Here is a 16050-nt window from a genome sequence, read left to right as displayed (position 1 = left end):
TTTCTAAAAAAGGGAGTATGAAAATGATTAGTACTTTGAATGAAATTATGAAATGTATCGAAGACAACGATACAATTATTATACACAGACATGTTAGACCAGATCCTGATGCATATGGTTCACAACTTGGTTTAAAATACTATATTCAGCAGAAATTTCCGCAAAAGCAAGTATTTGCAGTGGGTGAAGCGGAATCATCATTAAGTTTTATTGGAGAGTTAGATAACATTGATGATAAAACATATCAAGATGCGCTTGTAATTGTATGTGATACTGCCAATGCTCCACGAATTGACGATGAACGTTATAGTACAGGTCGTAAACTTATTAAAATAGATCATCATCCTGCAGTTGATCAGTATGGTGATATTAATTTAGTTAATACGAACGCGTCATCTACAAGTGAAATCATTTACGATTTAATCTCACATTTTAATGATGAAGCAATTGTTAATAAAGATATCGCGAGCGTTTTATATCTTGGTATCGTCGGTGATACTGGGCGATTCCTTTTTAACAATACCTCAGAACATACTATGGAAATTGCTGGAAAGTTAATTGGGCATGATATTGATCATAATGCGCTTTTAAATAAAATGATGGAGAAGGACCCAAAAATGTTGCCGTTTCAAGGTTATGTTTTACAACATTTCGAACTTATGGATGATGGATTCTGCCAAGTTAAAATAACTGAAGATGTATTGGAGCAATTCGGTATTCAGCCAAATGAAGCATCTCAGTTTGTTAATACAATTGCTGACATCAAAGGCTTGAAAATATGGGTATTTGCAGTCGATGAAGGTAATGAAATCAGATGTCGATTACGTTCTAAAGGGCAATTGATTATTAATGATATTGCGCAAGATTTTGGTGGCGGTGGTCATCCGAATGCGTCAGGAGTTTCAGTGGACAGCTGGGATGAATTTGAGCAACTTGCTACAGCTTTACGCACAAAACTTAACTAATAGAAAGGGGCCATTCAATCATGGTGGCATATTTAAATATTCATACGGCTTATGATTTGTTAAATTCAAGCTTAAAAATAGAAGATGCCGTAAGACTTGCTGTGTCTGAAAATGTTGATGCACTTGCCATAACTGACACCAATGTATTGTATGGTTTTCCTAAATTTTATGATGCATGTATAGCAAATAACATTAAACCGATTTTTGGTATGACAATATATGTGACAAATGGATTAAATACAGTCGAAACAGTTGTTCTAGCTAAAAATAATGATGGATTAAAAGATTTGTATCAACTATCATCGGAAATAAAAATGAATGCATTAGAACATGTGTCGTTTGAATTATTAAAACGATTTTCTAACAATATGATTATCATTTTTAAAAAAGTCGGTGATCAACATCGTGATATTGTACAAGTGTTTGAAACCCATAATGACACATATATGGACCACCTTAGTATTTCGATTCAAGGTAGAAAACATGTTTGGATTCAAAATGTTTGTTACCAAACACGTCAAGATGCCGATACGATTTCTGCATTAGCAGCTATTAGAGACAATACAAAATTAGACTTAATTCATGATCAAGAAGATTTTGGTGCACATTTTTTAACTGAAAAGGAAATTAATCAATTAGATATTAACCAAGAATATTTAACGCAGGTTGATGTTATAGCTCAAAAGTGTGATGCAGAATTAAAATATCATCAATCTCTACTTCCTCAATATGAGACACCTAATGATGAATCAGCTAAAAAATATTTGTGGCGTGTCTTAGTTACACAATTGAAAAAATTAGAACTTAATTATGACGTCTATTTAGAGCGATTGAAATATGAGTATAAAGTTATTACTAATATGGGTTTTGAAGATTATTTCTTAATAGTAAGTGATTTAATCCATTATGCGAAAACGAATGATGTGATGGTAGGTCCTGGTCGTGGTTCTTCAGCTGGCTCACTGGTCAGTTATTTATTGGGAATTACAACGATTGATCCTATTAAATTCAATCTATTATTTGAACGTTTTTTAAACCCAGAACGTGTAACAATGCCTGATATTGATATTGACTTTGAAGATACACGCCGAGAAAGGGTCATTCAGTACGTCCAAGAAAAATATGGCGAGCTACATGTATCTGGAATTGTGACTTTCGGTCATCTGCTTGCAAGAGCAGTTGCTAGAGATGTTGGAAGAATTATGGGGTTTGATGAAGTTACATTAAATGAAATTTCAAGTTTAATCCCACATAAATTAGGAATTACACTTGATGAAGCATATCAAATTGACGATTTTAAAGAGTTTGTACATCGAAACCATCGACATGAACGCTGGTTCAGTATTTGTAAAAAGTTAGAAGGTTTACCAAGACATACATCTACACATGCGGCAGGAATTATTATTAATGACCATCCATTATATGAATATGCCCCTTTAACGAAAGGGGATACAGGATTATTAACGCAATGGACAATGACTGAAGCCGAACGTATTGGGTTATTAAAAATAGATTTTCTAGGGTTGAGAAACTTATCGATTATTCATCAAATCTTAACACAAGTCAAAAAAGATTTAGGTATTAATATTGATATCGAAAAGATTCCGTTTGATGATCAAAAAGTGTTTGAATTGTTGTCGCAAGGAGATACGACTGGCATATTCCAATTAGAGTCTGACGGTGTAAGAAGTGTATTAAAAAAATTAAAGCCGGAACACTTTGAAGATATTGTTGCTGTAACTTCTTTGTATAGACCAGGTCCAATGGAAGAAATTCCAACTTACATTACAAGAAGACATGATCCAAGCAAAGTTCAATATTTACATCCGCATTTAGAACCTATATTAAAAAATACTTACGGTGTTATTATTTATCAAGAGCAAATTATGCAAATAGCGAGCACATTTGCAAACTTCAGTTATGGTGAAGCGGATATTTTAAGAAGAGCAATGAGTAAAAAAAATAGAGCTGTTCTTGAAAGTGAGCGTCAACATTTTATAGAAGGTGCAAAGCAAAATGGTTATCACGAAGACATTAGTAAGCAAATATTTGATTTGATTCTGAAATTTGCTGATTATGGTTTTCCTAGAGCACATGCTGTCAGCTATTCTAAAATTGCATACATTATGAGCTTTTTAAAAGTCCATTATCCAAATTATTTTTACGCAAATATTTTAAGTAATGTTATTGGAAGTGAGAAGAAAACTGCTCAAATGATAGAAGAAGCAAAAAAACAAGGTATCACTATATTGCCACCGAACATTAACGAAAGTCATTGGTTTTATAAACCTTCCCAAGAAGGCATTTATTTATCAATTGGTACAATTAAAGGTGTTGGTTATCAAAGTGTGAAAGTGATTGTTGATGAACGTTATCAGAACGGCAAATTTAAAGATTTCTTTGATTTTGCTAGACGTATACCGAAGAGAGTCAAAACGAGAAAGTTACTTGAAGCACTGATTTTAGTGGGAGCGTTTGATGCTTTTGGTAAAACACGTTCAACGTTGTTGCAAGCTATTGATCAAGTGTTGGATGGCGATTTAAACATTGAACAAGATGGTTTTTTATTTGATATTTTAACGCCAAAACAGATGTATGAAGATAAAGAAGAATTGCCTGATGCACTTATTAGTCAGTACGAAAAAGAATATTTAGGATTTTATGTTTCGCAACACCCAGTAGATAAAAAGTTTGTTGCCAAACAATATTTAACGATATTTAAATTGAGTAACGCGCAGAATTATAAACCTATATTAGTACAGTTTGATAAAGTTAAACAAATTCGAACTAAAAATGGTCAAAATATGGCATTCGTCACATTAAATGATGGCATTGAAACTTTAGATGGTGTGATTTTCCCTAATCAGTTTAAAAAGTACGAAGAGTTGTTATCACATAATGACTTGTTTATAGTTAGCGGGAAATTTGACCATAGAAAGCAACAACGTCAACTAATTATAAATGAGATTCAGACATTAGCCACTTTTGAAGAACAAAAATTAGCATTTGCCAAACAAATTATAATTAGAAATAAATCACAAATAGATATGTTTGAAGAGATGATTAAAGCTACGAAAGAGAATGCTAATGATGTTGTGTTATCCTTTTATGATGAAACGATTAAACAAATGACTACTTTAGGCTATATTAATCAAAAAGATAGTATGTTTAATAATTTTATACAATCCTTTAACCCTAGTGATATTAGGCTTATATAACTTTTATCAACTAATAAATTATGATATAGTAAACTGATGGTTAGATATTTTTTAACCATCAGTTTGCGTTTATATTAGTTTTTTATGCTTATTATTTTTATGAGTTTCACTTTACATTATTGATTAATCCATAAGAATAATTAGCACAAAAAGCAGTATACATAAATTGAGTAAAGAATTTTGTCGATATATCGTGCGGAAAAATAATAACTTTTTGATATATTGGTTTTTGCTATCCATTATAATAATTAAAGGTATATCTTTAGATAGTATGGTTTAATGTATCTTTATAAATATTATTTTATTATCGTTTATCGCTATTTGTGTTACATAATCAAAACCATAAATTCTTACTCATTCAGATTTACCCAATATTTTTACTTTTATAATGTAATGCGTTTTATCCAAGTTATTTTTTAAAAATAAATATTGAATTAGGGGCTGATTTCATGTCATTAAGAGATGAAGCATTGGAAATGCACAAACGTAATCAAGGTAAATTAGAAGTTAAACCAAATGTAAAAGTTACTAATAAAGAGGAATTAAGTTTAGCATACTCACCTGGCGTTGCTGAACCGTGTAAAGATATTTATGAAGATAAAAGAAAAGTATATGATTACACAATTAAAGGAAATACAGTTGCAGTTATTACTGATGGAACAGCGGTATTAGGTTTAGGTAACATTGGACCTGAAGCAAGTATTCCTGTAATGGAAGGTAAAGCAGTATTATTCAAAAGCTTCGCTGGTATCAATGGGGTGCCTATTGCGTTAAATACAACTGATACCGAAGAAATCATTAAAACAGTTAAGTTGTTAGAACCTAATTATGGTGGTATTAATTTAGAGGATATTTCGGCACCACGTTGTTTTGAAATTGAAGAACGATTGAAAAAAGAAACTAATATTCCGGTATTCCATGACGATCAACATGGTACAGCAATTGTAACATTGGCAGGTTTGGTAAATGCATTGAGAGTTGTTAACAAAGATATTGCTAAAATAAAAGTTGTACTAAATGGTGCTGGTGCAGCAGGAATAGCCATTGTTAAATTACTATACGCGTATGGTGTAAGAAATATGGTTATGTGTGACTCAAGAGGCGCAATTTTTGAAGGACGTTCATATGGTATGAATCCTACGAAAGATGTTGTAGCAAAATGGACAAATAAAGATAAGATTGAAGGGTCTTTAGAAGAAGTCGTAAAAGACGCAGATGTATTTATCGGGGTTTCTGTAGCTAATGCGCTGTCACAAGATATGGTTAAGAGTATGGCAGATAATCCAATTATATTTGCAATGGCTAATCCAAATCCTGAAATAATACCTGATGATGCCAAAGCGGCAGGTGCACGAGTTGTTGGTACAGGACGTTCAGACTATCCTAACCAAATTAATAATGTATTAGCTTTCCCTGGTATTTTTAGAGGTGCATTAGAGGTTGAAGCTACACATATAAATGAAGAAATGAAAAAGGCAGCTGTAGAAGCGATTGCTGATTTAATCGATAGTTCTGAATTAAATGAAGACTACTGTATCCCAGGACCGTTTGATAAACGTGTAGCGCCATCAGTTGCTCGTAATGTTGCTAAAGCGGCAATGGAATCTGGAGTAGCTAGGATTGAAGTTGATCCGCAAGATGTGTATGATAAAACAATGAAACTTACAGATTTACAATAAAAATAATTAACGTTTAATTAAATTGCTTAAAAGTTAGCAATAAAGAGTCATTAAAATGATGAAAATGAAAGTTTATGATAAACATTCAACAGTCAAACGAATATAAATCAAATAAATTTAAACCCGTTTTTAACTGGTCAAGTTCAGTTTAAGGCTCTAAATGGTTAGAACAGAGGTTATTTGGAGGTTTTCCTATGTTTAAAGATTTTTTTAATCGAACAAAGAAAAAGAAATATCTTACAGTACAAGACTCTAAAAATAATGATGTGCCTGCAGGTATTATGACTAAGTGTCCAAAGTGTAAGAAAATTATGTACACAAAAGAATTAGCTGAAAATTTAAATGTGTGCTTTAATTGTGATCATCATATTGCTTTAACTGCGTATAAACGTATAGAAGCAATTTCTGATGAAGGATCATTTACAGAATTCGATAAGGGAATGACCTCTGCGAATCCATTAGATTTTCCAAGTTATTTAGAAAAAATTGAAAAGGACCAACAAAAGACAGGTCTTAAAGAAGCAGTTGTGACTGGTACAGCACAACTAGATGGTATGAAATTTGGCGTTGCTGTCATGGATTCACGTTTTAGAATGGGAAGTATGGGATCGGTTATCGGTGAAAAGATATGTCGCATCATTGATTACTGCACTGAGAACCGTTTACCATTTATTCTTTTCTCTGCAAGTGGTGGTGCACGTATGCAAGAAGGTATTATTTCCTTGATGCAAATGGGTAAAACCAGTGTATCTTTAAAACGTCATTCTGACGCTGGACTATTATATATATCATATTTAACACATCCAACTACTGGTGGTGTATCTGCAAGTTTTGCATCAGTTGGTGATATAAATTTAAGTGAGCCAAAAGCGTTGATAGGTTTTGCAGGTCGTCGAGTTATTGAACAGACAATAAACGAAAAATTGCCAGATGATTTCCAAACTGCAGAATTTTTATTAGAGCATGGACAATTGGATAAAGTTGTACATCGTAATGATATGCGTCAAACATTGTCTGAAATTCTAAAAATCCATCAAGAGGTGACTAAATAATGTTAGATTTTGAAAAACCACTTTTTGAAATTCGAAATAAAATTGAATCTTTAAAAGAATCTCAAGATAAAAATGATGTGGATTTACAAGAAGAAATTGACATGCTTGAAGCGTCATTGGAACGAGAAACTAAAAAAATATATACAAATCTAAAACCATGGGATCGTGTGCAAATTGCGCGTTTGCAAGAAAGACCTACGACCCTAGATTATATTCCATATATCTTTGATTCGTTTATGGAACTACATGGTGATCGTAATTTTAGAGATGATCCAGCAATGATTGGTGGTATTGGCTTTTTAAATGGTCGTGCTGTTACAGTTATTGGACAACAACGTGGAAAAGATACAAAAGATAATATTTATCGAAATTTTGGTATGGCGCATCCAGAAGGTTATCGAAAAGCATTACGTTTAATGAAACAAGCTGAAAAATTCAATCGTCCTATCTTTACATTTATAGATACAAAAGGTGCATATCCTGGTAAAGCTGCTGAAGAACGTGGACAAAGTGAATCTATCGCAACAAATTTGATTGAGATGGCTTCATTAAAAGTACCAGTTATTGCGATTGTCATTGGTGAAGGTGGCAGTGGAGGTGCTCTAGGTATTGGTATTGCCAATAAAGTATTGATGTTAGAGAATAGTACTTACTCTGTTATATCTCCTGAAGGTGCAGCGGCATTATTATGGAAAGACAGTAATTTGGCTAAAATTGCAGCTGAAACAATGAAAATTACTGCCCATGATATTAAGCAATTAGGTATTATAGATGATGTCATTTCTGAACCACTTGGCGGTGCACATAAAGATATTGAACAGCAAGCTTTAGCTATTAAATCAGCGTTTGTTGCACAGTTAGATTCACTTGAGTCATTATCACGTGATGAAATTGCTAATGATCGCTTTGAAAAATTCAGAAATATCGGTTCTTATATAGAATAATCAACTTGAGCATTTTTATGTTAAATCGATACTGGGTTTTACCATAAATTGAAGTACATTAAAACAATAATTTAATATTTAGATACTGAATTTTAACTAAGATTAGTAGTCAAAATTGTGGCTACTAATCTTTTTTTAATTAAGTTAAAATAAAATTCAATATTTAAAACGTTTACATCAATTCAATACATTAGTTTTGATGGAATGACATATCAATTTGTGGTAATTTAGAGTTAAAGATAAATCAGTTATAGAAAGGTATGTCGTCATGAAGAAAATTGCAGTTTTAACTAGTGGTGGAGATTCACCTGGAATGAATGCTGCCGTAAGAGCAGTTGTTCGTACAGCAATTTACAATGAAATTGAAGTTTATGGTGTGTATCATGGTTACCAAGGATTGTTAAATGATGATATTCATAAACTTGAATTAGGATCAGTTGGGGATACGATTCAGCGTGGAGGTACATTCTTGTATTCAGCAAGATGTCCAGAGTTTAAGGAGCAAGAAGTACGTAAAGTTGCAATCGAAAACTTACGTAAAAGAGGGATTGAGGGCCTTGTAGTTATTGGTGGTGACGGTAGTTATCGCGGTGCACAACGCATCAGTGAGGAATGTAAAGAAATTCAAACTATCGGTATTCCTGGTACGATTGACAATGATATCAATGGTACTGATTTTACAATTGGATTTGACACAGCATTAAATACGATTATTGGCTTAGTCGACAAAATTAGAGATACTGCGTCAAGTCACGCACGAACATTTATCATTGAAGCAATGGGCCGTGATTGTGGAGATCTAGCATTATGGGCTGGATTATCAGTTGGTGCTGAGACAATTGTAGTTCCAGAAGTGAAAACAGATATTAAAGAAATAGCTGATAAAATTGAACAAGGTATTAAACGTGGTAAGAAACACTCAATCGTTCTTGTAGCAGAAGGTTGTATGACTGCGCAAGATTGTCAAAAAGAATTATCACAATACATCAATGTTGATAATAGAGTGTCTGTGTTAGGTCACGTTCAACGTGGTGGTAGCCCAACAGGTGCGGATAGAGTTTTAGCATCACGTTTAGGTGGATATGCGGTAGACTTATTAATGCAAGGTGAAACAGCTAAGGGTGTTGGAATTAAGAACAATAAAATTGTAGCAACATCTTTTGATGAAATTTTTGATGGTAAAGATCATAAATTTGATTATAGTCTATATGAACTTGCTAACAAGTTATCTATATAAGATTTCAGGAGGAATTATAAAATGAGAAAAACTAAAATTGTATGTACAATTGGACCAGCTTCAGAATCAGAAGAAATGATTGAGAAATTAATCAATGCTGGTATGAACGTTGCACGATTAAACTTTTCACATGGTAGTCATGAAGAGCATAAAGGTAGAATTGATACAATTCGTAAAGTAGCTAAAAGATTAGACAAAATTGTAGCAATTTTATTAGATACAAAAGGTCCAGAAATTCGTACGCATAATATGAAAGACGGTATCATTGAACTTGAACGTGGCAACGAAGTTATTGTTAGCATGAATGAAGTTGAAGGAACACCTGAAAAGTTCTCAGTAACATATGAAAACTTAATTAACGATGTTCAAGTAGGTTCATACATTTTACTTGATGATGGCTTAATTGAATTACAAGTTAAAGATATTGACCATGCTAAAAAAGAAGTTAAATGTGATATTTTAAACTCTGGTGAGCTTAAAAACAAAAAAGGTGTTAACTTACCTGGCGTAAGAGTAAGTTTACCTGGTATTACAGAAAAAGATGCTGAAGATATCCGTTTCGGTATTAAAGAAAATGTTGACTTCATTGCAGCAAGTTTCGTACGTCGTCCTAGTGATGTTTTAGAAATTCGTGAAATTTTAGAAGAACAAAAAGCTAACATTTCAGTATTCCCTAAAATTGAAAACCAAGAAGGTATTGATAATATTGCGGAAATTCTTGAAGTGTCTGATGGTTTAATGGTTGCACGTGGTGACATGGGTGTTGAAATTCCACCTGAAAAAGTACCAATGGTTCAAAAAGATTTAATCAGACAATGTAACAAATTAGGTAAACCAGTTATTACAGCTACACAAATGTTAGATTCTATGCAACGTAACCCACGTGCTACACGTGCAGAAGCTAGTGACGTTGCCAACGCAATCTATGATGGTACAGATGCAGTAATGTTATCTGGTGAAACTGCTGCTGGTTTATATCCTGAAGAAGCTGTTAAAACAATGAGAAATATTGCTGTATCAGCTGAAGCAGCCCAAGATTACAAAAAGTTATTGTCAGATCGTACTAAATTAGTTGAAACTTCATTAGTGAATGCTATCGGTATTTCGGTTGCACATACAGCTTTAAACTTAAATGTTAAAGCAATTGTAGCTGCTACTGAAAGTGGTTCAACGGCACGTACTATCTCCAAATATCGTCCACATTCAGACATTATTGCGGTGACTCCAAGTGAAGAAACTGCACGTCAATGTTCAATTGTTTGGGGAGTTCAACCTGTAGTTAAAAAAGGACGTAAGAGTACAGATGCATTGTTAAACAATGCAGTTGCAACAGCTGTTGAAACTGGTAGAGTATCTAATGGTGATTTAATCATTATTACTGCTGGTGTACCAACTGGTGAAACTGGAACTACTAATATGATGAAAATCCACCTAGTTGGTGACGAAATTGCTAATGGTCAAGGTATTGGACGTGGATCAGTTGTTGGTACTACGTTAGTTGCTGAAACTGTTAAAGATTTAGAAGGTAAAGATTTATCTGACAAAGTTATCGTTACTAACTCAATCGATGAAACGTTTGTACCTTATGTAGAAAAAGCTTTAGGCTTAATTACAGAAGAAAATGGTATTACATCACCAAGTGCAATTGTTGGTTTAGAAAAAGGTATTCCAACAGTTGTAGGTGTAGAAAAAGCTGTTAAAAACATAAGCAATAACATGTTAGTTACGATTGATGCTGCTCAAGGTAAAATCTTTGAAGGATATGCAAACGTACTATAATTTATAAAAAAACGTCTTTCCATTTATCAACAATGGAAAGGCGTTTTTTGGTTCATCTGGTATTTTATGACGTAATTAATAGGTTATTTGATAATGATAGTGTATGAATGGCAATCTATATAAATGTTTATATCTTTTATACATGTACATTATCACCTTCAAACTTTCACTCATATTACTTTGGAAATTTATTATAAAATAGAAGTATGGATGTATTTCTGAAATGATACATTATTAAATAGATGAGAAAGTAAAAGTTTTGAGCCAAGTACGCAATTTAATATTATAAGTTGCATATAAAACAGGATGGGACATAAATCCCTAAAAAAACAGCAGTAAGATAATTTTCAATTAGAAAATATCTTACTGCTGTTCTCTATTTATACAATACTTCGTATTGAATGGCTTCGCTTTCCTAGGGTGCCGTCTCAGCCTCGGTCTTCGACTGGCACTGCTCCCTCAGGAGTCTCGCCATTAATACTACGTATTAACATGTAATTTTACTTTTACATACTTTAAAAAAATAAAACACTTTGCCCAACTTGCACATAAATGTAAAATTCAATAAAATGAATTTTCTGTGTTGGGTCCCTTCGTATAATTTAATAAATACCACTAAACTAAATTAACGAGGTGCCTTATGTATAAAATTTATAACATGACCCAACTTACACTACCAATAGAAACCTCTGTTAGAATTCCTCAAAATGATATTTCGCGATATGTTAATGAAATTGTTGAAACGATACCTGATAGCGAATTCGATGAATTCAGACATCATCGTGGCGCAACATCCTATCATCCAAAAATGATGTTAAAAATCATCTTATATGCATATACTCAATCTGTATTTTCTGGTCGTAGAATAGAAAAATTACTTCATGACAGTATTCGAATGATGTGGTTAGCTCAAGATCAAACACCTTCTTATAAAACTATTAATCGTTTTAGAGTGAATCCTAATACTGATGCGTTAATTGAATCTTTATTTATTCAGTTCCATAGTCAATGTTTAAAGCAAAATCTTATTGATAATAATTCAATTTTTATTGATGGTACAAAAGTAGAAGCTAATGCCAATAGATATACATTTGTGTGGAAGAAAAGTATTCAAAATCACGAATCGAAATTGAACGAAAATTCAAAAACATTATATCGTGACTTAGTTGAAGAAAAAATAATACCAGAGATAAAAGAAGATGGAGATAGCGATTTAACAATAGAAGAAATAGATTTAATTGGTAGTCATTTAGATAAAGAAATCGAAGATTTAAATCATTCTATTGAGAACGAAGATTGTGCTCAAATTAGAAAACAGACCCGTAAAAAAATAACTGAGATTAAGAAGTTCAAAAAGAAATTTGATGATTATTCCGAAAGAAAAAATAAATATGAAGAACAAAAATCGATTCTTAAAGATAGAAATAGTTTTTCTAAAACTGATCTGATCATGATGCAACTTTTATGAGAATGAAGGAAGACCATATGAAAAATGGCCAACTTAAGCCAGGATACAATTTACAAATAGCGACAAATTCTCAATTTGTTTTATCCTATGACCTATTTCAAAACCCAACAGATACTAGAACATTAATCCCATTTTTAACAATGATTCAAAATACCTTCGGTTATTTACCAGAGTATATTGTAGCTGATGCAGGTTATGGTAGTGAGCAAAACTATATGGCTATTATAGATGATTTTAATAAAACGCCACTTATTACGTATGGCATGTTTATTAAAGATAAAACTAGAAAGTTTAAAAGTGGCATTTTCAACACTCAAAATTGGAAATATGACGAACTTAATAATGAATTTATATGTCCTAATAACAAAAGAATAGGTTTTAAAAGATATGCATACCGTAATGATAGATATGGTTTTAAACGAGACTTCAAACTATATGAATGTGATGACTGTTCATCATGTTCTTTGAGACATCAATGCATGAAACCAAATTCGAAATCCAATAAGAAAATCATGAAGAATTATAATTGGGAATACTTTAAAGTCCAAATTAATCAAAAGCTTTCTGAACCAGAAACGAAAAACATCTATAGTCAAAGAAAAATTGATGTAGAGCCTGCTTTTGGATTTATGAAGGCTATTTTGGGTTTCACTCGAATGTCAGTTCGAGGAATAAATAAAGTTAAACGAGAGCTAGGTTTTGTATTGATGGCACTTAATATAAGGAAAATAGCAGCTCAACGAGCTGTACATTATAAAATACATATCAAAAAAGCTGATTTCTATCAAATAATTAATAGAAATCAGCTTTTTTACATTGCCTAAGAACTTAATGTCCCAAGCCCTAAAACTTGTTGTTATTTATTTGATTTAGCAGCGATACGTTTATATCTTAAGTACATAAATGCTAAAAGTATAAACCAAATCGGAATAAAATAAATTGCACGTCTTGTATCAACATTAATAAATAATAACCCGAACACAAAAATGAAGAATACAAATATTAAGTAGCCCATATATTTGCCACCTAATAGTTTGTACGTAGCATTTTTATGTAGATCTGGGTTTTTACGACTATAATTGATATATGCAATGATAATCAGACCCCATACAACTAAAAATAACACTGTAGAGATGGTAGTCACATACGTAAATACTTTTGTCGCATCTGGGAAAATATAGTTTAGTAATGCTGCCACAAGTAATAATGCTGATGAAGCAAAGATTGCAACATGTGGAACGCCATATTTATTCGTCTTAGAAAAGTTCGGAGGTGCTTGTTGTTGACTTGATAAACCGAAAAGCATACGGCTATTTGAGAATATACCACTGTTACATGATGAAGCAGCAGCGGTTAATACTACAAAATTAATCAAGCCCGCAGCAAACGGAATTCCGATCAATGCGAATAATTTTACGAATGGACTGTTATCAGGATCAACTTGCTGCCAAGGGATAATAGACATGATAACCGCTAACGCCCCAACGTAAAATATTAAAATTCTAATGGGTACACTGTTAATTGCTTTTGGAATTGTTTTAACTGGATCTTTTGTTTCCCCAGCTGTAACACCAATCATTTCAATTCCTACAAATGAGAATAGTGCCATTTGGAAAGACATAAAGAATCCAGAAGCACCTTTAGCGAATATGCCGTGTTCATATAGATTTGTGAAACTGGCATGCCCGAATTGAGTTTTAAATGCAAATAGAATCATGACGAAACCAACTACTATTAAACCAATAATTGTCGCTATTTTAATGATAGAGAACCAAAATTCTAATTCTCCGAAAAGTCTTGCGCTAAGTAGGTTGAATGACATTAATAACAGTACACAAAATAGTGCACTTATCCAGTTTGGAATTTCTGGGAACCAAAAGCTAACATATTTTGCCACAGCCGTTACTTCAGCCATACCTGTAATAATCCAACAGAACCAGTATGTCCATCCGGTAACAAATCCTGCAAAAGGCCCAATATATGTATTGGTTACATCTGCGAAAGATTTAAATTCAGTATTCTGTATAATGATTTCTCCTAAACCTCGCATAAACATAAATAACATAAATCCTATAATGATGTATGTTAATAGAATTGAAGGGCCGGTTAATGCAATCGTTTGACCAGCACCTAAGAATAAGCCTGTACCAATTGCACCGCCAATTGCAATTAATTGTATGTGGCGATTGCTCAGTTCCCTTTGTAATTTTTCAGCCATAATACATCTCCCTTAAATATAGATATGTTTATTATGCACTTATATTGAGATATATACAATTATTTTCGGTAAAAATGTGTAAAATTCCATGTTAATATACTTTGGTTTTTATAATCATATATAATAACCAATTGAAAATTTAATTCTATTGTAAAATTCATGGATTATTCACATCTTGAAAAAGCTTTAATGGTGCTATTTGTGGCTATTCTGTGACATTTACATAGATTTACAAAAAAATTGTTGCACATATAATGCCAGTTTTTATATTTCACAAACGAAATGCGTTTAGCTATAATATTAGTTGAAAGCCATTTCATAAAGAAACAGTAAAGGGGAAATTTATCATAGCAGAATTACAAAGAGGTTTAGAAGGGGTTATCGCAGCGGAGACTAAAATAAGTTCAATTATTGAAAGTCAATTGACTTATGCCGGCTATGATATTGATGATCTAGCTGAAAATGCGCAATTTGAAGAAGTTATTTTCCTATTATGGAACTATAGATTGCCAAACGAAGAAGAGCTTGCTCATCTAAAAGGGAAATTAAATCAATACATGACATTAAATCCTCGTGTGTATACACATTTTGAGGAGTATGTTACAGATCACGTGCATCCAATGACAGCATTACGTACGTCATTATCATATATTGCACATTTCGATCCTGATGCTGAAAATGAATCAGATGAAAATCGTTATGAAAGAGCAATGCGTATACAGGCTAAAGTAGCATCATTAGTTACAGCGTTTGCTCGAGTAAGACAAGATAAAGAACCACTTAAGCCTAATCCTGACTTAAGTTATGCGGCAAACTTCCTATATATGTTACGTGGGGAATTACCAACAGATATAGAAGTAGAAGCCTTCAATAAAGCACTTATTTTACACGCTGATCATGAGTTGAACGCATCTGCATTTACGGCACGTTGTGCGGTATCATCATTGTCAGATATGTACTCAGGTATTGTAGCAGCCGTAGGTTCTCTGAAAGGGCCATTACATGGTGGTGCAAACGAACAAGTTATGACGATGTTATCTGAGATTGGGTCAATTGAAAATGTTGATGCTTACTTAGATGAAAAATTTGCTAATAAAGATAAAGTAATGGGCTTCGGTCATCGTGTATATAAAGATGGTGATCCTAGAGCGAAATATTTAAGAGAAATGAGCCGTCAAATTACGAAAGACGCTGGTCGTGAAGAATTATTTGAAATGTCAGTGAAAATGGAAAAACGTATGGCAGAAGAAAAAGGATTAATTCCTAATGTTGATTTTTATAGTGCGAGTGTTTATCACTGTATGGAAATACCTCATGACTTATTCACGCCAATCTTTGCTGTAAGTCGTTCTGCAGGATGGATTGCTCATATTTTAGAACAATATAAAGATAATAGAATTATGCGTCCTAGAGCGAAATATATTGGCGAAACGAATCGTAAGTATATCCCGCTTGAAGAAAGAAAATAATCAATACAAATTAAAAATGAA

General features: G+C 32.8%; 9 protein-coding genes and 1 pseudogene. 9 read left to right on the top strand and 1 reads right to left on the bottom strand.

From position 1 onward, the window contains the following. Positions 1-23: 23 nt before the first annotated feature. The 8 genes and pseudogenes from pde2 (at position 24) to JG553_RS05650 (ending at position 13166) form a co-directional block, all read left to right on the top strand. A complete protein-coding gene (gene pde2, locus JG553_RS05685) occupies positions 24-965 on the top strand; it encodes a pApA hydrolase Pde2 (RefSeq protein WP_000626074.1) in 942 nt (313 codons plus the stop codon). A 20-nt stretch (positions 966-985) separates the two neighbouring features. After that, positions 986-4183 (top strand): DNA polymerase III subunit alpha, encoded by a 3198-nt coding sequence (locus JG553_RS05680; RefSeq protein ID WP_000226907.1) that lies wholly within the window; start codon positions 986-988, stop codon positions 4181-4183. A gap of 449 nt (positions 4184-4632) precedes the next feature. Continuing rightward, entirely contained in the window at positions 4633-5862 is a 1230-nt protein-coding gene (gene ystJ / locus JG553_RS05675; RefSeq protein WP_000058383.1) for an NADP-dependent malic enzyme, read from the top strand. A gap of 194 nt (positions 5863-6056) precedes the next feature. Continuing rightward, entirely contained in the window at positions 6057-6914 is an 858-nt protein-coding gene (gene accD, locus JG553_RS05670; protein ID WP_000471571.1) for an acetyl-CoA carboxylase, carboxyltransferase subunit beta, read from the top strand. Further along, entirely contained in the window at positions 6914-7858 is a 945-nt protein-coding gene (locus tag JG553_RS05665) for an acetyl-CoA carboxylase carboxyltransferase subunit alpha (protein WP_000883645.1), read from the top strand. The genes accD and JG553_RS05665 overlap by 1 nt, the downstream gene beginning before the upstream one ends. A gap of 268 nt (positions 7859-8126) precedes the next feature. Further along, complete coding sequence (gene pfkA / locus JG553_RS05660; protein WP_000717561.1) at positions 8127-9095, top strand: 6-phosphofructokinase; 969 nt, start codon at positions 8127-8129, stop codon at positions 9093-9095. Between the two features lie 21 nt (positions 9096-9116). After that, positions 9117-10874, top strand: a complete 1758-nt coding sequence (gene pyk / locus JG553_RS05655) for a pyruvate kinase (RefSeq protein ID WP_001232648.1) — start codon at positions 9117-9119, stop codon at positions 10872-10874. A gap of 640 nt (positions 10875-11514) precedes the next feature. Further along, positions 11515-13166: pseudogene (locus JG553_RS05650) on the top strand (IS1182 family transposase). Between the two features lie 32 nt (positions 13167-13198). Here JG553_RS05650 and JG553_RS05645 read toward each other — a convergent pair. Continuing rightward, positions 13199-14560 (bottom strand): amino acid permease, encoded by a 1362-nt coding sequence (locus JG553_RS05645; protein WP_000818525.1) that lies wholly within the window; start codon positions 14558-14560, stop codon positions 13199-13201. A 347-nt stretch (positions 14561-14907) separates the two neighbouring features. On the opposite strand from JG553_RS05645, the gene JG553_RS05640 reads away from it, so the two are divergent. Continuing rightward, positions 14908-16029, top strand: coding sequence for a citrate synthase (locus JG553_RS05640; RefSeq protein WP_000829167.1), 1122 nt, complete (start codon positions 14908-14910; stop codon positions 16027-16029). Positions 16030-16050: the final 21 nt, after the last annotated feature.

The sequence above is a fragment of the Staphylococcus sp. T93 genome (assembly GCF_016743875.1).
Taxonomy (GTDB): domain Bacteria; phylum Bacillota; class Bacilli; order Staphylococcales; family Staphylococcaceae; genus Staphylococcus; species Staphylococcus aureus.
The sequence above is the reverse complement of the archived record's forward strand: the minus strand, read 5'-3'. Positions and strand labels throughout refer to the sequence as shown.